This is a genomic window from Thalassovita gelatinovora (assembly GCF_001458355.1).
GTDB classification, from domain to species: domain Bacteria; phylum Pseudomonadota; class Alphaproteobacteria; order Rhodobacterales; family Rhodobacteraceae; genus Thalassobius; species Thalassobius gelatinovorus.
Map to the genome: position 1 here is coordinate 522507 of NZ_CYSA01000015.1, position 23280 is coordinate 545786.

At 55.0% G+C, this 23280-nt stretch carries 18 protein-coding genes and 1 tRNA gene; 12 read left to right on the forward strand and 7 right to left on the reverse strand.

Annotated features, from left to right (window positions below):
• Positions 1 to 13: 13 nt before the first annotated feature.
• From rlmH to TG4357_RS07230, 3 genes are all read right to left on the reverse strand, one after another.
• Complete coding sequence (rlmH, locus tag TG4357_RS07220; RefSeq protein WP_058262180.1) at positions 14 to 484, reverse strand: 23S rRNA (pseudouridine(1915)-N(3))-methyltransferase RlmH; 471 nt, start codon at positions 482 to 484, stop codon at positions 14 to 16.
• Positions 484 to 849 (reverse strand): ribosome silencing factor, encoded by a 366-nt coding sequence (gene rsfS / locus TG4357_RS07225; RefSeq protein WP_058262181.1) that lies wholly within the window; start codon positions 847 to 849, stop codon positions 484 to 486. The genes rlmH and rsfS overlap by 1 nt, the downstream gene beginning before the upstream one ends.
• 327 nt (positions 850 to 1176) lie before the next feature.
• On the reverse strand, positions 1177 to 2514 hold the full coding sequence (locus TG4357_RS07230; RefSeq protein ID WP_058262182.1) for a mechanosensitive ion channel family protein: 1338 nt from the start codon (positions 2512 to 2514) through the stop codon (positions 1177 to 1179).
• 221 nt (positions 2515 to 2735) lie between these two features.
• Between TG4357_RS07230 and leuC the strand changes: the two genes are divergently transcribed.
• From leuC to TG4357_RS07250, 4 genes are all read left to right on the forward strand, one after another.
• Entirely contained in the window at positions 2736 to 4142 is a 1407-nt protein-coding gene (gene leuC / locus TG4357_RS07235; protein ID WP_058262183.1) for a 3-isopropylmalate dehydratase large subunit, read from the forward strand.
• Positions 4143 to 4224: 82 nt separating this feature from the next.
• Positions 4225 to 4830, forward strand: a complete 606-nt coding sequence (leuD, locus tag TG4357_RS07240) for a 3-isopropylmalate dehydratase small subunit (protein ID WP_058262184.1) — start codon at positions 4225 to 4227, stop codon at positions 4828 to 4830.
• A 412-nt stretch (positions 4831 to 5242) separates the two neighbouring features.
• Positions 5243 to 6028, forward strand: coding sequence for a hypothetical protein (locus tag TG4357_RS07245; RefSeq protein WP_233487442.1), 786 nt, complete (start codon positions 5243 to 5245; stop codon positions 6026 to 6028).
• Positions 6029 to 6039: 11 nt separating this feature from the next.
• Positions 6040 to 7053, forward strand: a complete 1014-nt coding sequence (locus tag TG4357_RS07250) for an endonuclease/exonuclease/phosphatase family protein (protein ID WP_058262186.1) — start codon at positions 6040 to 6042, stop codon at positions 7051 to 7053.
• A gap of 25 nt (positions 7054 to 7078) precedes the next feature.
• On the opposite strand, the gene TG4357_RS07255 is transcribed toward TG4357_RS07250, so the two are convergent.
• The gene (locus TG4357_RS07255) at positions 7079 to 7978 is read right to left on the reverse strand and encodes a Rossmann-fold NAD(P)-binding domain-containing protein (protein ID WP_058262187.1); all 900 of its coding nucleotides are present in this window, start codon (positions 7976 to 7978) and stop codon (positions 7079 to 7081) included.
• 94 nt (positions 7979 to 8072) lie between these two features.
• Between TG4357_RS07255 and TG4357_RS07260 the strand changes: the two genes are divergently transcribed.
• Positions 8073 to 8966 (forward strand): LysR family transcriptional regulator, encoded by an 894-nt coding sequence (locus tag TG4357_RS07260; RefSeq protein WP_058262188.1) that lies wholly within the window; start codon positions 8073 to 8075, stop codon positions 8964 to 8966.
• A 57-nt stretch (positions 8967 to 9023) separates the two neighbouring features.
• On the forward strand, positions 9024 to 10130 hold the full coding sequence (gene leuB / locus TG4357_RS07265; protein WP_058262189.1) for a 3-isopropylmalate dehydrogenase: 1107 nt from the start codon (positions 9024 to 9026) through the stop codon (positions 10128 to 10130).
• Positions 10131 to 10325: 195 nt separating this feature from the next.
• Here the strand turns inward: leuB and TG4357_RS07270 are convergent, their stop codons facing one another.
• Positions 10326 to 12473 (reverse strand): hybrid sensor histidine kinase/response regulator, encoded by a 2148-nt coding sequence (locus TG4357_RS07270; protein ID WP_058262190.1) that lies wholly within the window; start codon positions 12471 to 12473, stop codon positions 10326 to 10328.
• 114 nt (positions 12474 to 12587) lie between these two features.
• Entirely contained in the window at positions 12588 to 14663 is a 2076-nt protein-coding gene (locus tag TG4357_RS07275) for an ATP-binding protein (protein ID WP_158509058.1), read from the reverse strand.
• Between the two features lie 393 nt (positions 14664 to 15056).
• Between TG4357_RS07275 and TG4357_RS07280 the strand changes: the two genes are divergently transcribed.
• The 6 genes from TG4357_RS07280 (at position 15057) to TG4357_RS07305 (ending at position 21995) form a co-directional block, all read left to right on the forward strand.
• Positions 15057 to 15133 (forward strand) — tRNA-Pro (locus TG4357_RS07280).
• A gap of 410 nt (positions 15134 to 15543) precedes the next feature.
• Positions 15544 to 16965, forward strand: a complete 1422-nt coding sequence (locus TG4357_RS07285; protein WP_233487443.1) for an ABC transporter substrate-binding protein — start codon at positions 15544 to 15546, stop codon at positions 16963 to 16965.
• A 53-nt stretch (positions 16966 to 17018) separates the two neighbouring features.
• Positions 17019 to 17936 (forward strand): ABC transporter permease, encoded by a 918-nt coding sequence (locus tag TG4357_RS07290; RefSeq protein WP_058262193.1) that lies wholly within the window; start codon positions 17019 to 17021, stop codon positions 17934 to 17936.
• Positions 17933 to 18868 carry an ABC transporter permease gene (locus TG4357_RS07295; RefSeq protein ID WP_058262194.1) on the forward strand — a complete coding sequence of 312 codons (936 nt, stop codon included), beginning with the start codon at positions 17933 to 17935 and terminating at the stop codon, positions 18866 to 18868. Before TG4357_RS07290 ends, TG4357_RS07295 begins: the two co-directional genes overlap by 4 nt.
• On the forward strand, positions 18865 to 20682 hold the full coding sequence (locus tag TG4357_RS07300; protein WP_058262195.1) for an ABC transporter ATP-binding protein: 1818 nt from the start codon (positions 18865 to 18867) through the stop codon (positions 20680 to 20682). The genes TG4357_RS07295 and TG4357_RS07300 overlap by 4 nt, the downstream gene beginning before the upstream one ends.
• Positions 20679 to 21995 carry a lyase family protein gene (locus TG4357_RS07305; RefSeq protein ID WP_058262196.1) on the forward strand — a complete coding sequence of 439 codons (1317 nt, stop codon included), beginning with the start codon at positions 20679 to 20681 and terminating at the stop codon, positions 21993 to 21995. Before TG4357_RS07300 ends, TG4357_RS07305 begins: the two co-directional genes overlap by 4 nt.
• Here the strand turns inward: TG4357_RS07305 and TG4357_RS07310 are convergent.
• On the reverse strand, positions 21992 to 22921 hold the full coding sequence (locus tag TG4357_RS07310; protein ID WP_074646747.1) for a LysR family transcriptional regulator: 930 nt from the start codon (positions 22919 to 22921) through the stop codon (positions 21992 to 21994). The two genes, TG4357_RS07305 and TG4357_RS07310, sit on opposite strands and share 4 nt — an antisense overlap.
• Between the last annotated feature and the right edge of the window lie 359 nt (positions 22922 to 23280).

The window sequence follows — 23280 nt, forward strand, 5'->3', positions numbered from 1 at the left end:
AAGGGGCAAGCATTCAGACCCGATGGTAAGGGCTTCCGGCGAGAATCGAGGCCGCGCGATACAGTTGTTCGCACAGCATCGCCCGCGCCAACATATGCGGCCAAACCATTTTGCCGAAAGACAGGGAAAAATCCGCGTTGGCGCGCAAGGCCGGGTCGATCCCGTCCGCGCCACCGATGACAAAGGCCAGATCGCCGCGCCCGGCGTCGCGCCAGCCCGCCAGTTTGTCGGCGAAATCGGGTGAACTGAGCAGCTTGCCCCGTTCGTCCATCGTGCAGATCACCGCGCCCTGCGGCAAAGCACGTTCCAGCAGCGCGGCTTCGGCAGCCATGCCGCCGCCTTTTTTGTCTTCGACTTCGTGAATGGTCAAAGGTCCCAAGCCCAAGCCGCGACCACTACGATCGAATCGGGTGAGGTAATCGTCGATCAATGCGCGTTCGGGGCCGGAACGCATCCGTCCCACCGCGCAGATATGAACCCGCATCAGGCCTGGGTGGGCGATGCCCCAGCGGGCTGCCACATTTTTTCGATCTGATAGAAGTCGCGCACTTCGGGCCGAAAGATATGCACGATCACATCGGCGGCGTCGATCAATACCCAATCGCCGGTATCCTTGCCTTCGACCCGGCTGACGCGGTTGAAGTCGTGTTTCAACCGTTCCACAAGTTTTTCCGCCATCGCCGCGACTTGGCGGCTGGACCGGCCGGAACACACGACCATGTAATCGCCGATCGACGATTTACCGCGCAGATCAATCTGCACGATGTCTTCGGCTTTGTCATCGTCGAGAGAGCTTAGGATACGGGCAAGCAGGTCTTCGCTTGTCACATCTGCAGGGGCGCCGGTCACGGCTGCCCCCAGTTCAGCGGCTTTTGCCGCATCATGGCTAAGAGACAGGACATCGTCCTCCTTATTTCATGCGCCGTAAAAGCCCCGGCGCCGGACATATTCAGGATACCATTGGATATGTGAAATCTCAATATCCTGTTCAAGGGGTTGCATTCGATCGCCGCTTCGGTCCCGAATCGTTGTCGGATAGTTCGGCTGTTGGCCTAAGATTGACGCTTTGACTGGAGGGATTTGAAATCGGATGCAACCGTATTCATCTTGCCCGAAATACTTCAGGGGTTTGGGGGCAGCGCCCCCATCGCGCCCAAAGCAGGCACCGCGCAAAAATTATTCCGGCTTGGTCTGCACTTGCGATCCAGGCAGCAGCGTAACTTCGCGCTGCGGGAACGGGATAGAAATACCATTTTCCTGAAACGCATCCCAAAGCGCCAGAAACACGTTGCCGCGAATATTGGTCAGCCCGCCGGTCGGGTCTCTGATCCAGAACCGCAGCACGTAATCCACCGAACTGTCGCCGAAGCCGACAATATGGCAAACTGGTGGTTTGAAGCTCAGCACCCGGTCGACGCTCAGGGCGGCTTCGATCGCGATGGTGCGCACCTGATGCGGATCATCGCCATAAGCAGTACCAAATTCGATATCAAGCCGCACGTAATCGTTGGAATGCGACCAGTTCACCACCTGGCCGGTGATCAGGTCTTCGTTCGGGATCAGAAATTCCTTGCCGTCCCGGGTGACGACACTGACATAGCGCGCGCCCAGCGCTTCGATCCAGCCAAAGGTCGATCCCAGCGAAATCACGTCACCGGGCTTGATCGATTTGTCCATCAAAATGATGATGCCGGAAACCAGGTTGGACACGACTTTCTGCAACCCGAAACCAAGCCCCACACCGATCGCACCGGACAGAAAGGCCAAGCCAGTCAGGTCGAAGCCGACCGCCTGCAAACCGATGAAAACCGCAGCACCATACAGCAGAACCTGAAGGAATTTCACCATCAGTACCTGCATCGAGGGGCTGATTTCCTTGTTGCTTCGGATTCTGTCGGTACTGGTGCGCGACAGGAACCGGGCCAGCGTGAACAATATCGTCAAGGACGCAACGGCCTGCAGCAATAGCCACAGCGATAAATGGGTGTCGCCCAGATTGATTCCGGCGCTGTCCAGCAGCAGGCGGGTGTCTTCGGTCAGGTTGAGGATCGACAGCGTGACCCAGATCCAGCCACAATAGCGCACCACCTGACGCAGAAAGGTGTTGCTGATCACCCGGGTCAGAATAGCGATAATCAACCAGGCGAGGGCAAGTTGCGCCAGAATGCCCAGCATATAAGACCGGCTGGGCCAGGTGACTTCGCGCATGATCCAAACCGTCGGCCAGATCAGCGCGACGAAAATGACCAACCGCAGCCGTCGCCGCAAAATCACCAGCAGCCGCAGCCGTGAATTTGGCCAATGCGTCTTGCTGCGCATCCAATCGTGCATGCGTGGATTAAGGAAGCGATTGAGCAGATACGCGGCGATCACCAGCCCGATCGCGATCGCGATCTGGTAGCCGCTCCAGGGGCGCAGCAGTCCGATGAAAAACCGTTCGACATCCGACCAGAGACCGAGCACCAGCTCTTCTGTGCTTTGCGACGGGGCGGTTCCGGCCAGTTTTTCATCCATGCCAAAACGATTACACGGGCTGTCTGATCCGGCAAGGCCCTTGTCAGACTCGGGGAGAGACTGTATCTGCCCTTGCATGACACGGATTTTCGACATGGATGATCGCGCGCGCCTGCCCTGGAGGTTTTTTGGCGCCACGCTTACTGTTCTGGCCCGCCTATAAGGCGCGCCCATCCCTGTCACTGCCCATCATTTCCGAAGACAATCCACGGGAGAGGACCATGACCGCCCCGAAGACACTCTATGATAAAATCTGGGACGCCCATGTCGCAGATGAAGCCGAAGACGGCACCTGCTTGCTGTATATCGATCGCCACCTGGTCCATGAAGTGACCAGCCCGCAGGCTTTCGAAGGTCTGCGCCTGACGCATCGCAATGTACATGCGCCGGACAAGACCATTGCTGTGCCGGATCACAACGTGCCGACCACGCTGGACCGCGCGAAGGGTATCGAAAACGAAGAAAGCCGCATTCAGGTTGATGCGCTGGACAAGAACGCCAAGGATTTTGGCATTCATTACTATCCGGTATCCGATGTCCGTCAGGGTATCGTGCATATCGTCGGTCCGGAACAGGGCTGGACCTTGCCGGGCATGACCGTAGTTTGCGGCGACAGCCATACTGCGACTCATGGCGCGTTCGGGTCGTTGGCGCATGGTATCGGCACCTCGGAAGTGGAACATGTTCTGGCCACCCAGACACTGATCCAGAAGAAGTCGAAAAACATGAAGGTGGAAATCACCGGCAAGCTGAAGCCGGGCGTGACCGCCAAGGACATCACCCTGGCCGTGATCGGCAAAACCGGCACAGCTGGCGGCACTGGTTATGTCATCGAATATTGTGGCGAAGCGATCCGCGATCTGTCGATGGAAGGCCGCATGACCGTCTGCAACATGGCAATCGAAGGCGGCGCTCGCGCCGGTCTGATCGCACCGGATGAAACCACGTTCGAATATGTCAAAGGTCGCCCGCACGCGCCGAAAGGGGCAGCTTGGGAACAGGCGTTGGCCTATTGGAAAACGCTTTACACAGATGACGACGCGCATTTCGACAAAGTCGTGACGCTGAAGGCTGAAGAGATCGAACCGGTCGTCACCTGGGGCACCAGCCCCGAAGACGTGCTGCCGATTTCTGGCGTGGTTCCAAGCCCGGAAGATTTCGAAGGCGGCAAGATAGAGGCGGCCAAGCGCGCGCTCGACTATATGGGTCTGACCCCGGGTCAGAAACTGACCGATATCTCAATCGACACGGTGTTTATCGGATCCTGCACCAATGGCCGGATCGAAGATCTGCGCGCCGTGGCCGATGTGGTCAAGGGCAAGAAGATCAAGGACGGCATCCGTGCGATGATCGTTCCCGGGTCCGGTCTGGTCCGAGCGCAGGCAGAAGAAGAAGGTCTGGCCGATATCTTCGAAGAGGCCGGTTTCGAATGGCGTCTCGCGGGCTGTTCGATGTGTCTTGCGATGAACCCGGACCAGTTGTCAGAGGGCGAGCGTTGCGCTTCGACTTCGAACCGGAACTTCGAAGGCCGTCAGGGCTATAAGGGCCGCACCCATCTGGTCAGCCCAGCCATGGCCGCCGCTGCCGCGCTGACCGGTCATCTGACCGATGTGCGCGAGTTGATGTGAAACGGTGTGCCGGGCTGAAGTCCGGCCTACCACGGATGTAGGGCGGGCTTCAGTCCGCCACCCGTTCCAAGGAGAACAACCGATGGAAAAGTTTGAAAAACTCCAAGGTATCGCAGCGCCTATGCCGCTGGTGAATATCGACACTGACATGATCATTCCCAAAGTGTTCCTGAAAACGATCAAGCGATCCGGTCTGGGCGTGAATCTGTTTGACGAAATGCGCTATGATCGCGACGGCAACGAAATCCCCGATTTCGTGCTGAACAAACCGCAATATCGTGACACCCAGATTCTGGTCGCGGGTGACAATTTCGGCTGTGGGTCGTCGCGCGAACACGCGCCTTGGGCGATTGCCGATTTCGGCATCAAATGCGTGATTTCGACCAGCTTTGCCGACATCTTCTTCAGCAACTGTTTCAAGAACGGCATCCTGCCGATCGTGCTGCCGAAGGAACAAGTCGATATCTTGATGCAGGATGCCGAAAAAGGGTCCAATGCGCGGATGACTGTCGATCTGGAAGCACAGGAAATCACTACCTCGGATGGCGAAGTTTTTCCGTTCGAAGTGGATTCGTTCAAGAAGCATTGCCTGCTCAATGGTCTGGATGATATCGGCCTGACGATGGAAAAGGCGGATGCGATCAAGTCTTTTGAAGACAAGATGGCGATGGATCGCCCCTGGGTCTGATCCCGGTTCGAACCCAATGAATAGCCGCCCCGGCTTGGGGCGGCTTTTTCGTTTTGGCTGCTGAGTTTCCGGCTAGCATTCGATGGAAATACGGCGAAAGAGCCAATTTCGCCCATTGCGATCCATTTCGGATCTGCCACCAAATATGGGGGCGGCAGCGAATTATGGCGGTCCGGATGATGCAATCCGGCACCACTTTGCCCTGTAAGTGAGTGAGATTGCAGCGATTTCAACGCACTGTGCTTGAGGCACAGCGGCAAACAAGGCAAGATTGGGGCGAGAATGAGGCAGTCCGCCCAACGTGGCGGCATCAAGTTGGAAACAGGGTGCGGCAAAGAATTGCATCCGGCCAAGTTGAAGGGATCGGGTTGTGATTGAACGTGTGACAGGCGCGGCTAGCCGTGCATTCTTCATGGCGTTACTTATCGCTATGCCGTCCATGTTTTTTCCAGACACGACGGGCGATGCGACCGCTTTGGTGGTGTTGTTGGCCCTGCTTGCGGCCGTGATGACGTTTTTCGAATATTATACCGAATACCCTTCCGTGTTGGAATTTCGCGATGCCGCTCCGTTCAACCGGATACGGTTTGGAACGATCTTGACGGTGATCCTGGTGCTAAGCCTGATCCTGCATGCCCCGGGCCAATCTTCGGACATGGCCCAGATCGTGACGGCGCTGGCGCGAATCGGGGGTGATCTGGCCGATTTTCCCTATTCACCGGTGCGTTTAGCGCTGTTGACGCTGCCAGTGGACATGCCGGCGTCTGTGGTCGAAAATGTGCGTATGGCCGCCGCAGTGGCGTATGTGATTTCCGGGTTGGCGGTGCTGATTTTCTTTGCGCTGGTACATCTCAGCAATTGGCCGATGGGCAATGGCGCATTCAATGTTTGGGTCAATCTGCCGATGTTCGACCCGACCAAGGGCGATGTTTTGACCCGGCTGAACCGGGATGCCCGGATTAACGTAATGTTAGGCTTCATTCTGCCATTCTTGCTCCCGGCGGTGATCAAGGGCACGTCGGGATGGATTGATCCCAAGGCCCTGATGGGACCGCAGACAATGATCTGGTCGATGACGATATGGGCCTGTTTGCCTGCAACCTTGATGATGCGCGGCATCGCGTTGGGACGGATCGCCGGGATGATCGGCGAAAAGCGCCGCCGCGCCTATGCCGAGGCCAAGGTGCATACCGTCTGATCACGATCCTGATGGGGTGGCTTGTCGCCGCGTCCGCGCAGGCCGACACCATACGCATTGCCAGTTTCAACACCGAACTTGCCCGCAAAGGCCCGGGCCTTTTACTGCGCGATATCGGCAAGAACGATCCTCAGGTGACCGCAGTGCAACGGGTGATTGTCCGAGCCGGGGGCGATATCGTGGTCTTGCAGGGGATTGATTACGATTTTAATGGGCTTGCGATTTCGGCGCTTAGGGACGGGATTGCCGATCTGGGGCAGGAATACCCACATACCTTCGCGCTCAGACCCAATAGCGGCTGGCAAACCGGAATTGATCTGGATGGAGATGGCCGCATCGGCGGGCCGCGCGATGCGCAGGGCTATGGATTATTTTCCGGTCAGGGTGGCATGGCGGTACTGTCACGCTTTCCCATCCTGACCGACGAAGTTGTCGATCTGTCTGGATTGCTTTGGGCGCAGCAGGAATGGGCCGAAGGACCACGCGCACCGGGTGTTTTGAGACCGCAAGCCGCAAGCGTGCAACGGCTCAGTTCGGTCGGGCATTGGGCGGTGCCGGTGTTGCTGCCCGGCGGCGGACGGATCACCCTTCTGGTATTTCACGCCTCACCACCGGTTTTTGACGGGCCAGAGGATCGCAACGGATACCGCAATGCCGATGAATTACGGCTGTGGCTGGCCTATCTGGATGGCACCGTGCCAGGGGCACGAACTGGGCCGTTCGTTATCGCCGGCGATGCCAACGCCGATATGGCGCGCGGCGAAGGGCGCAAACCGGCGCTGCGGGCGTTGTTGAACGATCCGCGACTGCGCGATCCTGTGCCTGTCTCGGGGTCGGGGCATGCAGATACGGTCATCTGGAAACAGACCGGCCCGATGCGTGTGGATTACATTCTGCCCGCTGCCGATCTGCCGGTTCTGGCGGCCGGAGTTGTGTCGCCCGGACCAGAAGATTCGTTCGCACCGGTGGTGGATCAGGCCAGCCGTCACCGGCTGGTCTGGGTCGATCTGGTCTTGGACCAATGAAACGCACCGCGCGGTGGGGTGTTTTTCAGATGGTGGAATGTGTCAGCTTCATCACGCCGTCGGGCAAGAGCGGCGCGATTGCCTTTGACAGCGCCTGTTCGACCGGTGTGTGTTCAAAACCCGGCAGTTGTTGGTTGAAAACGGACCCGTCCAGACGATGCGGCAGGTTCCACAGATACCGCATTTCAAACACCCCTTTCAGCATCGGTATGAAGGGGCGGACAAAGGCCATCGGCCACCAGGCCATTTTCTTCAGCCTGATTTGCCGGCCGGTGAGTTTTGAAATCTCTGCCACGATATCTTCGATGCTGAGCGTATAGCCAGGGAACGGGATGTCAGCGAAGCGGTCCAGTTCGTCGCGTTTTTCCGCCAAGGCCACAGCCGCCCGCACCAGATCGGGAAGATAGCCCCAGGCGTGAGGAATGTCGCTGCGGCCGGGCGAGGTGAAAGTACCTTTCGCTAAATTCTTGGCCATGATTCCGTCGAACCAGTTGCCCGACGCTTCGGTATCGAGAAAGTCGCCCGAACGCAGCAGAATGGTCCGCACCCCTTCGCGGCGATAGGCGTCTTCCATTTCGATCCGGATCCGGCCCAGAGTGTTTTGCGCCAGATGCGGCGTGTCGCGGCCCCAGAGAAACGGCGCGTCCGGCCCGAACACATAAACGTTGCCGGGAATGATCACCGTGGCGTCGTTCGCCAATGCCGCCTTGCGCACAGCGGCGTGCAGCGCGGGCACCTGTTTGCCCCAATCCTGATAGGGCGGGTTCCAGGCGGCGACGATAACATCGGCCCCCTTGGCTGCCTGTTCCAGCCGGTCTCGGCTGCGGTCAAATTTACGCACATTCCATCCGGCGGCGGCGAAGGCGCGCGCGGCATTGACACCGAAACGTCCATTGGCACCTAAAATCAATACTGTCTGTTCCATTTTTCGATCCTTTTTACTTCTCTGTAGAAAGGAATAATCCGTTCGCGTTTGAATGGATATTGCCAGCAAATGAAGATTATGTATTCATTCGTGCATGGCAGATCTGGATCAAACTGATTGGGCTTTGGTGCGCAGCTTTCTGGCGGTGGCGGAATTGGGATCGCTGTCGGCGGCGGCGCGGCAATTAGGTGTCAGCCAGCCAACATTGGGTCGTCAAATCCGGCAGATTGAAACCGATCTGGGCGCAGGACTGTTCACACGTCAACCGCGCGGTTTTGACCTAACCGAAGCGGGACAGTCAATTCTGCCTGCGGCCAAGCGGATGCAGGAGGCGATGAATGATATTGCCCTGACCGTCGCAGGGCACGACACCACCACAACCGGCACCGTCCGGATCACCGCCAGCGAGGTGGTGGCGTTGCACTATATGCCCGGGATCATGGCGAACATTCGCGCCGCTTTGCCGGGGGTGTGTATTGATCTGGTCGCCAGTGATCGTAGCGACAACCTGCTGTTTCGCGAAGCCGATATTGCCGTACGCATGTACCGGCCCGAACAGTTGGAAATCGTCACCCGCAAACTAGGCGAGATCAGGTTGGGGGTCTGCGCCGCGCGATCCTATCTGGATCGGTGCGGTCGGCCGCAAACGGCGCAGGAAATGATGGATCACGCGCTGGTCGGCTATGACCAAAGCGAACTGATCCTGCGCGGTATGCGCGCGATGGGCTGGCCGGCGACGCGGGATTGGTTTGCCACCCGCAGCGACGATCAGAATGTGTATTGGGAACTGATCCGTGCGGGGTGCGGTGTGGGGTTTGGGCAGCAAAGAATGATCGCCGTCGACCCCGAAGTCGAGTTACTGGATATCGGAGTGGAAATCCCGCCGTTGCCGGTCTGGCTGGCAGCACCGCAGGCAGTGCGTCACACGCCGCGGATCGCTGCGGTCTGGGACCAGTTGTCCGAAGGTCTGGCACCCTTCATTTCTTGACCCTCGGAGCCTCAAGGGATAGGCGTTTTCCAGAATTGTAATCCGAGGACCTGAGACATGACCAACCCTTCGCTTCTTATTCTGCCCGGTGACGGGATCGGCCCCGAAGTTATGGCCGAAGTGCGCAAGATCATCGACTGGTATGGCACGAAACGTGACATGGTTTTCGATGTCAGCGAAGGCTTGGTTGGTGGCTGCAGCTATGACGCGCATGGCACCCCCCTGACCGACGAAACCATGGAAAAAGCGCAAGAAGTCGATGCGGTTCTGTTGGGCGCCGTGGGCGGCCCGAAATACGACGATCTGGATTTCAGCGTGAAGCCGGAACGCGGGTTGTTGCGGCTGCGCAAGGAAATGGATCTCTATGCCAATCTGCGTCCGGCGCAGTGTTTCGACGCTTTGGCCGACTTTTCGTCGCTGAAAAAAGACGTGGTGGCCGGTCTGGACATCATGATCGTGCGCGAACTGACCTCTGGCATCTATTTCGGCGAACCGCGCGGCATCTTCGAAGAAGGCAACGAACGGGTGGGGATCAACACCCAACGCTATACCGAAAGCGAAATCGAACGCGTTGCACGCTCGGCCTTCGAACTGGCGCGCAAGCGCGGCAACAAGGTCTGTTCGATGGAAAAGGCCAACGTGATGGAATCGGGTATCCTGTGGCGCGCCGTGGTGTCGGAAGTGCATGAAAAGGAATACCCGGATGTGGAACTCAGCCACATGTACGCTGATGCGGGCGCGATGCAGTTGTGCCGTTGGCCCAAACAGTTCGACGTGATCGTCACCGACAACCTGTTCGGTGACCTGTTGTCGGATGCGGCGGCGATGCTGACCGGCAGCCTTGGCATGCTGCCCTCGGCCAGCCTTGGCGCACCGATGGCCAATGGCCGCCCCAAGGCGCTGTATGAGCCGGTACATGGTTCGGCCCCCGATATTGCCGGTCAGGGCAAGGCCAACCCGATCGCCTGTGTCCTCAGCTTTGCAATGGCGCTGCGCTATTCCTTCGACAAAGGCGATGAGGCCGACCGTCTGGAAGCGGCGGTGGAAAAGGTGCTGGCCGATGGCGTGCGCACGGCAGACCTGTTGGGTGAAGAAGGCGTAACGCCAGTTTCGACCAGCGAAATGGGCGATGCCATCGTCGCGGCGCTGAACGCTAGCCTATAAGTTCGGACTTGAAGAACAACAAAACGGCCCGCTTCGTCAGTGGGCCGTTTTTATTGGCATGTCACTTTTACGGGTCAACAAAAACCGTCGTAAATCATAACCGCAGCCCTTCGGCCGTTGATCTGAACACGTGCCTTCGCCCATTTCGGCGATACCACCGATCAATGACAACGAACGATCCAGCATCGAACCGTGTCAATTGGACCCGAGCATTTTTGGGTTTTTCATCTGTATCAGAATTTTGGATTTGAGCGCGTTAAGTTCGATCGGTTTGGCAAGATAGTCATCCATCCCTGCTGCAAGACATTTTTCGGCCTCACCTTCCAGCGCATTTGCGGTGATCGCGATAATCGGCACAGGCTGCGCGTTCCTATTCGTCTCCTCCGCACGAATTGCAGCGACCATTTCAAAACCGTCCATGCGCGGCATATGACAATCTGTCAGGATCAGGCCAAAACCCCCGTTTTTCCATTTCGCCAACCCTTCCATCCCGTCGGAGGAAAGTTCATGCGGATAGCCCAGAATTTCGAGCTGTTTGCTGAGAACCGCCTTATTGATTTCATTGTCTTCGACCACCAGTACGCTGCAGTCTTCGGGCCGCAGATCGGACTGGACATTTTTTACGTCTGACTCAGCGATATTGAACCTTCGCGGTTCTTTGCCGCTCAGAATTGCCAGCGCGGAATAGAATTCGCTTGTCATCATCGGATAGACTTGAATCCGATAAGTGTTTTGTGAAATCAGTCCCAACCTGTCGGACCTCACCGGACTGCAATGGATAAAACGGAGTTCGGGAGAAAGCTCTTCGAACCTTTTTTGATACCGGGTGCGCCTTTCAGCGTCCATCGGAGGGAAAATAAGGACCGACCGATCTGCGAGTGCGGGAATTTGCTTTTCAGCCTGATCCATATCGTCAATGAATCGGTTAACAATTCTGCCGGAGCCCAATGTTTGCGCCAGACCTTCGCGAAAAATTTCGTCCTCGACACCGTAGCAAACAACCTGCAACCCGGTCAGGTCAGGAAGGCGACTGGGACCATCAGCAGGTTCCAGCGGCAGGCTGACAATAACCTTGGTGCCTTCACCTTCCTGGCTTTCGACCCTGATACTACCCCCCATCAATTGGGTCAGGTTCTTGGAAATGACCAAGCCCAATCCGGTCCCGTCAACGCGACGATGGCTGGATTGTTCGCCCTGCATGAAAGGTTCAAACAATTTTGCCCGTACCTCGTCGTTCATCCCGACCCCGTTATCCTTGATCTTGATGACAAGCTGTTTGTCCCGGTCATTGTGTGAATACAGAATGACCATGCCCTTTTGGCCGCTCAAGTCTTTGGCCGAGTATTTTATGGCATTGCTCAACAGATTCAGCAGAATCTGGCGCAATCGTCCTGAATCCGCCCAAATCCATTCCGGAAGTGTATGATCGATCAGTAAGCGAAGTTCGCCTCCCTTCGCCGCTGCCATAGGTTGCAGCGTTTGAGAGACACCTTCGAGGAGAGGGCGCAATTCAACTTTGGATCGTTCAACATTCAGCTTCCCGGCCTCGATCTGGCTGGCATCGAGGATGTCGTCGAGAATCCGCAACAGCGCGAAGGCGGAATTTCGGATTGTCATAACCGATCGATCTTGCTGCGGAGTCAGGTCCATCGTTTCCAGCACTTCGATCATACCAATGATACCATTCATCGGAGTGCGGATTTCATGGCTCATATTGGCCAAGAATTCGCCTTTGGACTGTGCAGCGCTTTTGGCTTGCCGCAGCGCCGAGTTTGCCTGTTTTTGGGTACGGTTGTTGAGGAAGGAAAAATAAAACATCTGGATCAGCAGCAAGTAGGCAACGGTAATGTTGATACCCCATTGAACCGCGCCCACCTGTTCCGCGCTCAGGGCGTCATTGGGCATGCCCTTTTCAATACCCAGCACATCAAGGCTCAACGCGAGAAAGGCGACCGACGTTTGCAACAGCACGATGGTAAAAAGCGTTCGCGGTTCCTCGGACCAGGAAAACATAAGGAACGGGAAGCTGATAAGCAGGAAAAACAAGGGCTCGATCTCGATGCCATTGCCGAATCCTAATGCGATCGCCGGATAGGTCACAGTAAAGGCGAGGTTCCAATAAACCCGGGCCAGATAGTCCCATCGTATCCAATGCAAAATGCCGATCGGCAGACAGGCTGCACCGGCCAACAGCACCGCATTGACGTATGCCCCTTTGCCAATCCAAGTGAAATATCCAAGCCACAGGGTCAGCAAAACCAGCGCCTGAAGCAAGGCGAATTTGCTGAGCCTGACTCTTTGATCCAGATCCGACACGATCAAAGACTTTTTTGTCTGCTGCAACGTTCCACTACCCAAAATCCAATGACTGCTTGGTCGAATGTATATAAAACGACGGAGTTACGAACTAATTTAGCGGGCCGCCCGGTCAAGGCCTGCATGAGCAGATATGCCCAGCTAACGGGTTTTCTGAGAAACTCGGGACAGTTTTTCAGACAATGATTTCAATTCTATTGGTTTCGACAGATAAGCATCCATCCCGGCGTTGAGGCATTTTTCTGCTTCGCCTTCCAAGGCGTTCGCAGTAATCGCGATGATCGGAATATGGCCGGAATTACGAGCCTGTTCGGCTTTGCGGATTTCTTGGGTCAACTGGAAGCCATCCATCAACGGCATCTGGCAATCCGTCAAAATGGCATCAAACCGTTTGTTTTGCCACATTTCCAAACCTTCACGGCCATTTGAAGCGATTTCATGAGGATAGCCCAGAAGGTCCAACTGATGCGACAAGACGATCTGATTAACGGAATTGTCTTCGACCACGAGAATTTTGAAGTCCTTGCCAAGCTCCGGCACCGATCTGGCCTGTTTACCCACCCCCCGCGCCACAGACGTGTTGCCAAAGGATGTGGCCGCTACGCTATCTGCATCACCCCCCCCAAGCACGGAGATGGCCCGCAGCAGTTCGCTTGTCATCATCGGGTAGATCTGGATCAGATAGGTGCTTGGGTCCACCAGTCCGAACCGCGACGAGCGCGAAGACGAAAACTGTACGAATTTCGCCTGCGGAAGGGCCGCAGTTACAGCGGATTTCAGCCGGTGAAACAGCGCGTTGTTGGTGGCAGGCAGCAGAACGATGGGATGGTCTGAAAAGCTGTTGCCTATTTGGTCGAGTTCGTCCGTCGTCTTGCAGCTTGCAAAACGGGCCCCGGAGGTCGAAATCAGTCGTTTCATACCAGAGGAAGCGACGTCATCCAGAATATCGAAATACAGGACATCCAGACCGCTGAGATCCGGTTTCCGGCTAGGCCCGTCTGCCGGTTCCATCGGTAGATTTACCGTCACCACTGTGCCATCGCCCGGGGTACTTTTTACGATGATGTTGCCCCCCATCAGATCGATCAGACTGCGGGTAATCACCAAACCCAGCCCGGTACCGCCGACCAGCCGGCTGGAGGATGCATCCCCCTGAACAAAGGGGGAAAACAGTTTTTCCTGCACCTCTTTGGTTATCCCGATGCCGTTGTCTGTAAAGACGAAACGGAGGGTGTTCTTTCCCTGTTTTTCGGCCAGAAGTTTCACTTCGCCCTGATGTTTGGTCAGCGCCTTGGCGGAATATTTCACCCCATTGCTAAGCAGGTTGAGCAGAACCTGCCGCAGCCGCCCCGAATCCGACAAAATCCATTCCGGCAGATTGGGATCGATCAGCAGACGAATTCGCACGTCCATTTCATCGGCAGAGGTTTGCAGCGTTTGGGCCACGGATTCGATCAGCGGGTGCAGTTCGACCCGGTTTTTTTCAAGATCAAGCTGGCCTGCATCGACCTTGCTTGCATCAAGAATGTCATTGATGATCCTGAGCAGGGAAAAGGCCGAATTCCGGATCGTTCCGACCACCCGGTTTTGCTGATCATCTAGATCGGTGGTTTCAAGCACCTCGATCATCCCCACCAGCCCGTTCATCGGGGTGCGGATTTCGTGACTCATATTGGCCAGAAAGTCACCCTTCGCCTGAGATGCCGCATCCGATTTCGCCAATGCGGCATCAGCCGCATCGGTGGCCTTGGCCGCCGCCCATTCGGAATAGCCGAGTTCAAGCATCACCAGAATCGAGACGGTGATTTTCAGGCCCAGCGATATGAGCTCAGGCGAAGAGGACGGACGGCTTGGAGAGGTGAACAATACCGCGCGTATACCAACCAGACTGAACATGTGCGCGGCAATAGCCATGCACATTATGGTCGCGATGAAAACCACCAGCGTTTTGCGTTCTTCTTTCCAGGAAAAAAACAGAAAAGGCAGACTCAGCAATCCAATATACAGAAGATCAACGTTGCTTGAGCCACTGAAATACAACGTTGCAACGGCAACGATGACGATGTGAGACGCAAGATGGAAGACGCGCGCCGGATAATGCCATTTCGCCCGAAACAAGATCAATGCGATCATCTGATTGATCATCATGATCAGGATCACTGACAATCTTCCGAAATCCTGAACATACAGGAAATACATCGACCAAGGGATCGTCATGACGAGCCAGATGATAACCGTAAACCGGCTGATGCTGACCCGGCGATCAAGATTTTGTTTGGATCCTCGAGACATCAAAAATTGGGCCAATCAGGTTATTTTCAGGTTTGATAGTTGCAACCTTACAATCGATAATCGCGTGGAAAGCAGGCAGAACCAAGCGGTTTCTTTACCCGTCATCAGGGCCGCTGCAAGGGCAATCTACCATTTTCGGGGCGGTCGGAGACGGTTTTAGATGGTAGGAATTGCGAATCCATCGGCCCAACTTCCGCGTAGGCTTTTCCATTATGGGGCGCTTGACAAGACCCGTTGAATTGACGATAGAGCGACCACTTCAAGATTGCCGACAACAAGCTTTCCCGAGTTTGTAAATCGAATGCCGACAATCTCGATCGGAGTGTAGCTCAGCCTGGTAGAGCACTGTCTTCGGGAGGCAGGGGCCGGAGGTTCGAATCCTCTCACTCCGACCAATGAAACAAGGCGCCTTCGGGCGCCTTTGTTGTTTGTAAGACAGTGATCCTAGGTTCATTGAACCTGAGTGCTAGTCGAACTCCAGTGCGTTGGCAGCTTTGCGAAGGTGCTCCGGACTATTGCGCGCATAAATGGACGCCGTGATCTGCGTAGGCAAGGGAATTGGGGCGTAATCCGCGTTAACACGGGAACTGAAGCAGCGCATATTGCCTGCAAAAATTGCAACTGAATTGTAAATATTTGCAATATACGCAAGTAAATTTCGCAGTTACCCTTCTCTATAGAAATAAGGGAGGAAACTATGAAATCTTGCAGGTGGCGCATTTTATGCGCTGCAAGTGCTGTTGCACTTGCCACTTCGTTTAGTCCAGCCATTGCGGGCCCTGATGACGATACTCTACGGGCAGCGATGTCTGAGGAAATTCTTAATCTTGATTACAATTACACGACCAAGCGCGAGTATATTATTCTAGCGCAACTTACGGATGCAACGCTGTTTGAGCTTGATCCCGAAACACAACAAATGAACCCATCTATTGCCACAGGGTATGACTGGGTTGATGAAACAACGCTGGACATCACTTTGCGTGATGATGTGAAATTCCACGACGGGTCCATGCTTACAGCCGAAGATGTTGCTTATACCTATAACTGGATCGGCAGCACGCTAAGCGAAAGCAACGCGACTGGCGTTGTGGATCGCTGGCTTGAGACCGCCGAAGTGACATCGCCAACCACTGTACGATTTCATCTGAAATCCGTTTATCCTTTGGTTTTGCGCGATATGTCCAATCGGATCATGCTGCGTAAATCGGGCACTTATGACGGCAGCGGCGAAATCGATCGCGATGCAATGGCCAGCAATTTGATCAGCACTGGCCCATACAAAGTTGCAAGTTTTGAACCTGGGACCAAGTTGGTTCTGGAACGGTTTGAGGACTTCTTTGGCGATAAACCTGCAATTGGCAAAATTGTCGTGCGCAACATTCCCGATATCGGCACACAGCAGGCGGAATTGATGTCTGGTGGTCTCGATTGGATGTTCAAGGTGCCTCTTGATCTTGCGGAAAGCCTTGGCGCAACACCAATGGCGCAACATAGTTCTGGCGCTGATTTGCGTGTCGGTTTTCTTGTATTGGATGCCGCCGGCTACACAAATCCCGATGGGCCGTTGACCAACGTTTTGGTGCGCCGCGCGATCAATCACGCATTGAATACCAAAGAGATGGCAGAATATCTGATCGGGGGGTCGGCGGAAGCTATCCATACCGCGTGTCATCCTGCACAATTCGGCTGTGATCAAAGTGCTGCGGCCTATGAGTATGACCCTGCAAAGGCGAAAGAACTGCTTGCTGAAGCTGGATACCCTGATGGGTTTCCATTGGAAATCTGGGCGTACCGTGACAAAGCCGCATCTGAAGCGATTGCAGCCGATCTGACGGCCGTCGGGATTGAGGTTGATCTGCGTTATGTGAAACTCGGCAGTCTCAATCAGGCGCGTGCTGCGCGTGAGATACCAGCATACTTTGGCACTTGGGGCTCTGGCGGCACGTCGGATACTGCAGCCATCGCTCGCATTCACTTTTCAGATGAGTCAGACCGAAACATGTCTGGCGACGATGCATTGGCCGAGTTGGTTTTGTCTGCTGAACAGACGGCTGATCAAGAAAAGCGCAAGGAAATTTATTCCGAAGCTATTGGTAAAATCGCCAACGAAGCCTATTGGGCACCGCTCTTTTCGTATTCTGCCAACTATCTGTTGTCACCTGAATTGGAATTCCCGCTCGACCCTGATGGGTTGCCGCGCCTGCAAAATTCCAGCTGGAAATAATGTGACTTCTGCGAGGGCCGCAATTGGCCCTCGCACCGATAAGGATACTTTACATGTTGCGATATATCGCGCTGCGTGCCCTGCTTGCATTGCTGGTCGCCTTCACAGTCTCTTTGGCTGCATTCCTATTGCTCAACGTCGCGGCCGACCCGGCACAAGCCATCGCGGGTGAGGACGCAACTCAAGATGTTATCGACGCCATCCGCGCCCGCTACGGATTGGATCGCCCCCTTGCTGTGCGGTACTTCGACTGGCTTGGCGGTGTGTTGCACGGTGATTTCGGCGAAAGCTATTACTGGCATCAACCCGTGGCCTCGCTTGTTTGGGACCGTGCCGACGAGACAATTACATTGGCACTTTCTGCGCTGACCGTCACAATTCTAATCGCCCTTCCACTTGGTGCCCTGGCTGCGTTGAACCCGAATAGCTGGATCGATCGTTTTGCTCTTGGTGTTGCTGTGTCTGCACAAGCTGTGCCTAACTTCTGGCTTGGTCTTATTATGATCATCGTTTTCGGTGTTACCTTTCCGATTTTCCCTGTGTCTGGTGATGACACGTGGCGGCATTTCGTATTGCCAGCCTTCGTGCTCGGCGCGTCCTCTGTACCGGCTGTCATGCGACTGACCCGTACAGGATTGATCGAAGTTATGAGTGCAGACTATGTGCGCACCGCACGATCAAAAGGCTTTCGCGGGGGTGCATTGCTACGCCGACACGCCATGCGCAACGCATTGTTGCCCGTTATTTCGGTGCTGGCTGTGCAGTTGGGCCAAAAGTTCGGCGGCTCAGTTATTACGGAATCAATCTTTGCCATCAACGGTCTTGGACGCTTGGCGCTCGAGTCGATCCTTGGCGCTGATATCCCAACTGTGCAAATGCTGATCTTTGTCTTCGCCATCGTTTTTGTCACCATGAACCTGATCGCTGACATTCTGAATGCGGCGCTAGACCCAAGGATCCGCATCGGATGACCAATACAAACATTTCAAATGCTGTACTGAACGATGCTGATCCGCAGTGCGATGATGCCGAGCTAGGCATGCAAACCCCAGGTCAGATTTTTCGAAATCGTGTGTTGAACCACCGCGGGTTCCTAATCGGCTCTGGTATTATTGCGGCGTTGGTTCTGATCGCAATTTTTGCTCCGCTCATCGCGCCTCATGATCCGTATGTGCAATCCCTCTCTTCACGCATGTTGCCACCTGTATGGTCGGAGGGTGGAAGCTGGGACCATATCTTAGGGTCTGATCAAAACGGTCGCGATTACTTAAGTCGGTTGATCTATGGCACACGTGTATCGATCACAATCGGCCTCGGGGCAGCGACAGTGGGGCTGTTTATCGGCGTGACCCTTGGCGTAATTGCTGGTTATTTCGGAGGCTGGGTGGATCATGCGATTTCATTCTTGCTAACGGCGCAACTTGCATTGCCAGGCCTCCTTTTGGCCATGGCGCTGGTGTTCATTATCGGGCCATCAATCTGGGTGGTGATTGGCATCGTTGGTGTATTGCACTGGACCTACTATTTGGTGGTGACACGTGCAGCAACACAGCGCATTCGATCGCAAGATTTCATCGCGGCAGCGCAAGCCTCAGGCGCGACATCACGTCAAATCATTTGGCATGAAATTCTGCCAAACTTGCTGAGCTCAATTATCGTGATTTTCACATTCGAACTGGGCATTGCGATCCTTGCAGAAAGCTCACTTTCCTTCTTGGGTGTCGGTATTCAGCCGCCCACACCGTCGTGGGGCCTGATGATTGCCGAAGGAAAACAAGCCATGTTCTACCGTCCTTGGTTGGTTGTGCTTCCCGGTATCTGTCTCTTTTTCCTCGTGATCGGCGCCAACCTTATGGGCGATGGATTGCGCGATATTACATCACCGGAGGGCCGTAACGGATGAGTATTATTCTAGATATTCAAAGCCTTAATATCTCTCTGAGCCTTCCTACGGGCACACTTCATGCGGTGCGCGATGTGTCATTTACCATCGCGCGCGGCGAAAGTCTGGGCATTGTCGGTGAAAGCGGATCGGGTAAATCGCTAACTGCCCTTGCTATTATGCGTCTACTGCCACGCGGGGCAAATGTAACGGCAACGCAGTTGATGTTTGATGATCACGACTTGCCGATCTTGTCTGATGAAGCCTTTGCCAAGACCATTCCCGGCGTACGGATCGGCATGATTTTCCAAGAACCGATGACGTCGCTCAATCCAGTCTACACCATAGGGCGACAGATGACCGAAGCGGCTGTGGCAAAAGGCATGCTATCTGCTGCCGCCGCACGTAAAAAGGCCATCGACTTGCTGGATCGTGTTGGAATTCCCGATCCCGAAGCGCGGCTTGATCAATTTCCGCATCAAATGTCGGGGGGACAGCGTCAGCGTGTTATGATCGCCATGACACTCATGCTGGACCCTGATCTGTTGATCGCGGACGAACCCACCACAGCACTTGATGTTACGGTCCAAGCGCAAATTTTGGATTTGCTGGACGACTTGCGCCGTGAACGCCAGATGGGGATGATTTTAATCTCGCATGATCTGGCGGTGGTGGCTGAGCGCAGTGATAAGGTTGCTGTGATGTATGGCGGCGAAGTGATTGAACAAGGCTCCTCGAACGAAGTACTGCGCGCGCCTGCACATCCCTACACACAGTCTTTATTGCAGGCGATTCCGCATCTCGGCGGTTCGCCCGGACGGTTGGGATCGATCCCTGGCACAGTGCCATCGCTTATGCGCCCGCCCACCGGGTGCATCTTTGCGCCGCGTTGCAGTCATAGCCGCCCCGAGTGTTTCACAGCACGCCCACCAAAGCGTGCCCACGGTGGCGATCACTTGGCGACCTGTGTGCTGGAACAACCGCCAACCTTGCACAACCATGTCGAAGCTTTGCTTGGGTCTGGTGCGAAAGACGGCGCTGAAGATGTGCTGGTGGCGCAGAATGTCACACAGGTTTTTTACTCCCGCAAAGGGCTTTTTGGCCCCAAACGCGAGATACGTGCCTTGGACAACGTGTCCTTGTCGTTGAAACGCGGGGAAACATTGGCGGTGATCGGCGAAAGCGGATCGGGTAAATCCACGCTTGCACGCATTCTATTGGGGCTTTCTGTTCCAACGAAAGGCACTGTCAGCATGTTAGGCAAGGAAATTTCGACCCTCTCAGGGACAGAGCGCGCGTCTTTTGTGCAACCTGTGTTTCAAGACCCTTATTCATCGTTGAACCCGCGTAGGCGCTTGTCCGAAATTATTGCGCGTCCATTAGAATTGCGTGGTGAAGGTGATCATGCCTCGCGAACTAAAGCGATTGAAGCATCAATGGAACTGGTGCGTTTACCCAAACGTTTGCTGCATACCTATCCGTCGCAACTCTCAGGTGGGCAGCGGCAGCGTGTTGCCATTGCCCGCGCTCTTGTGACCCGTCCAGAGGCACTCATTTGTGATGAGCCGACTTCGGCGCTCGATGTTTCGGTTCAAGCACAAATCTTGAACCTGTTGGATGATCTACGCGCAGAAATGGGCCTGACCTGTTTGCTGATCACCCATGACATGGCCGTCGTTCATCAAGTCGCGGATCGCGTGGTGGTTATGTACCAAGGTCGCATCGTCGAAGAGGGGCCTGCCCGCGAAGTGCTGGCGAATCCCCAAGACGACTACACCAAACGCTTGCTTGCTGCGGCTCCTCGCTTCGAACCTGAACTGGAAGATGCCGAATGACACTGACACCCAGCACTCTTTTTGCCCGCGAGACCATTTGGCAATCGTGGCTTGATATCGAGGCCACCTTGGCCGAAGTACAAGCGGACATGGGGATGATCCCCGATTGGGCTGCTCAGGATATTCGTAACGCGGCATCTTTGGATGTTTTGGGTGCGGATGCTCTGCGGGCTGATATTGCGATCACGCATGCACCAGTTTTGTCGATGTCGCGATTGTTGGCGCAAGAGGCAGGGGACGCTGGGGCGTATGTGCATTGGGGGGCAACCACCCAAAACGTCATGCAAACGGCGCGCATCTTGTTGGTCCGTGAAGCAGATGCTGCAATTCGTGCGGCTTTGGATTTGGCGTTGTCTCGCCTTGCGGATATGGCCGAAACCTATGCGCACACCTTGATGACGGGGCGGACCAATCGTCAGCATGCATTGCCCATCACCTTTGGTTTTAAAGTGGCGGGCTGGATCGAAGAGTTGTCTCGTTCGCTTGATCGGCTAGAAGGTGGCGCGCGCCGTTTGTTTGTGCTGCCCTTTGGCGGCGCTGTCGGCGCGATGCATGCTTATGGCGGCCAAGGCAAAGACTTAAACGACCGTTTGGCTACCCGTTTGGGCCTGTCTCCGATGATCGTTGCTGGGCGTGCGGTGAACGATATCTTTGCCGATTATGCGGTGCAACTTTCGCTTTTAGCGATGAGCATTGAACGGATCGCAGGCGAGATCTATTTGCTGATGACCGAAGAAATCGGTGAAGTGTCTGAACGGCTCGACACGGGCACGATGGGGTCGTCGACCATGCCACATAAAATCAACCCGAAATACGTTGTCGGCGTTCTGTCCTCTGCCATGGAGCTACGTTGTCTTGCTGGGACCGCATTGGAAACTGGGCGCTCTAGTCACGAAGGCGACGCAGTACCCAATCAACTTGTCAGCAATTTGTTGGATCGCGCCGTACCTCTTGCTTGGACGCTCTCCGAAAGCTTTGCAGCACTGCTTGGGCGGACACAGGTGGATGCCTCGCGCATGGCGGCAAATGCACACTTGTCCGGCGGTGCAATTACGACCGAGAAACTGATGATGATGCTTGCGCCCAATACAGGGCGGGCGGAGGCCCATGATCTGATCCACCATGCGTTAGAGCATCACGCGGGTCCTGAGGTTACTGTCGCTGACGCCATGCTTGCCGATAAAGCTATCACAGCCCATCTGAGTGAAGGCCAAATTCTAACCGCGCTAGACCCTGCAGGTTATATTGGGGACAGCGCTCGCATTGCATGTGAAGCCGCAGCTTTGGCGAGAGGCCTCATCAAGGCGGATTAGATCAAATATATCAGATCGCGTACGGTGTGTTCCGCGTCGCGGCGTGCTTCGATATGCGCACACATGCCATCCAAAATGACCTCGGACAATTCTGCCCGTGGCCCTTTGGCGTGAACGCTTGCGTAAGTCAGCCATTCATCCGTGCCAATTGGGCGCATCGCGAGGCCATTCATCGCGGCTGGAGACATCATCACGGGATCAATCAAGGTCAGGCCAAGGCCTTGGCGCACCATCTCTACCGTCACCAATGTTGACCCTGTTTCAAAGGCGATCTCAGGTCTTAGGCCAGCTTTCCCCATCACTTCGTCAAGTCGCGAGCGCCAGCGTTGTCCTGTCGCAAGTGTCACCATTGGCACGCCGTCCAACATACGGGGATTGATTTCAGCCTCGTTTGCCAATGGGTGATCGATTGGCATAAGCAAGCATAGCCGTGACCGTAAAAGCGGCATGACATCAAGCGGAATGATTTCGTTTTCAAGCGGCAGGGAAATCAGTCCGATATTGTAACCACGCACCGCCACCTTGCTTTCGATCTCAAATCGGCTCTCAACGTGAACCGTACAATGAAGATCGACACCTTGGTTGCGCAATTTCGCGATGGTGGGCACGAGCAGCCCATTGGCCAGCGGTGCTGCAGTTACAACAGACACCCATGTGCGGGTCCGGGTGCGAATATCGCGGGCAATTTCTGGAATTTCATCGATGCCATCGAGAGTATTTGAGATTTGCTGATAAAACTGAACGCCCTCGTCGGACAACTCCAGATTTCGTTTGTCACGAGAAAACAGAGTAAGTGAAATCTGCGCTTCCAACTGGGTTATCAACCGGCTGGCGGCTGAGGGTGATAAATTTAACCGATTAGCCGCCTGAGAGAGGGAACCTGTCGCAACAATGGAACGAAACAGACGTAGACTTTTGATGTTCAAAGTGGCCCCCTTTCTTGTGTTTTGTGCAACTAACTAAGCAATCAGTTAGTTTTGATCAAGTCAGGTGTTGTCTCGGCTAATATCCATCGCCTGCTTTTGTTGCTGATCGCGCATGTCTATTATCGCTTAATCCATACTTCGCTCAGTCCTGTGACTGAGTATCCAGTTCGAGATTCCACAACCAACTTTAGCGAACAAGCCGCGCCCGAAAAGACAGCGGCGTTTTTTGGGGTGGATTTGTCAACTTTGGGTAAACCCTGAAGACCATAATCGGTGCTATTTTACCCCATTTCAGCGTAGGGAGTTTTCCGACTATCTTAGTCATGTAAACCAGCGGCAACCTTTTGCAAATTCAACCG

Coding starts and splice junctions, on each gene's coding strand:
- TG4357_RS07260 (WP_058262188.1), top strand. CDS start 8,073: ATGGCAGATCTGGATCAAACTGATTGGGCTTTGGTGCGCAGCTTTCTG.
- TG4357_RS07290 (WP_058262193.1), top strand. CDS start 17,019: ATGTTGCGATATATCGCGCTGCGTGCCCTGCTTGCATTGCTGGTCGCC.
- rlmH (WP_058262180.1), bottom strand. CDS start 484: ATGCGGGTTCATATCTGCGCGGTGGGACGGATGCGTTCCGGCCCCGAA.
- TG4357_RS07295 (WP_058262194.1), top strand. CDS start 17,933: ATGACCAATACAAACATTTCAAATGCTGTACTGAACGATGCTGATCCG.
- TG4357_RS07255 (WP_058262187.1), bottom strand. CDS start 7,978: ATGGAACAGACAGTATTGATTTTAGGTGCCAATGGACGTTTCGGTGTC.
- leuC (WP_058262183.1), top strand. CDS start 2,736: ATGACCGCCCCGAAGACACTCTATGATAAAATCTGGGACGCCCATGTC.
- TG4357_RS07275 (WP_158509058.1), bottom strand. CDS start 14,663: ATGACGATCCCTTGGTCGATGTATTTCCTGTATGTTCAGGATTTCGGA.
- TG4357_RS07300 (WP_058262195.1), top strand. CDS start 18,865: ATGAGTATTATTCTAGATATTCAAAGCCTTAATATCTCTCTGAGCCTT.
- TG4357_RS07245 (WP_233487442.1), top strand. CDS start 5,243: ATGGCGTTACTTATCGCTATGCCGTCCATGTTTTTTCCAGACACGACG.
- TG4357_RS07285 (WP_233487443.1), top strand. CDS start 15,544: ATGTCTGAGGAAATTCTTAATCTTGATTACAATTACACGACCAAGCGC.
- TG4357_RS07250 (WP_058262186.1), top strand. CDS start 6,040: ATGGGGTGGCTTGTCGCCGCGTCCGCGCAGGCCGACACCATACGCATT.
- leuB (WP_058262189.1), top strand. CDS start 9,024: ATGACCAACCCTTCGCTTCTTATTCTGCCCGGTGACGGGATCGGCCCC.
- leuD (WP_058262184.1), top strand. CDS start 4,225: ATGGAAAAGTTTGAAAAACTCCAAGGTATCGCAGCGCCTATGCCGCTG.
- TG4357_RS07305 (WP_058262196.1), top strand. CDS start 20,679: ATGACACTGACACCCAGCACTCTTTTTGCCCGCGAGACCATTTGGCAA.
- TG4357_RS07230 (WP_058262182.1), bottom strand. CDS start 2,514: ATGGATGAAAAACTGGCCGGAACCGCCCCGTCGCAAAGCACAGAAGAG.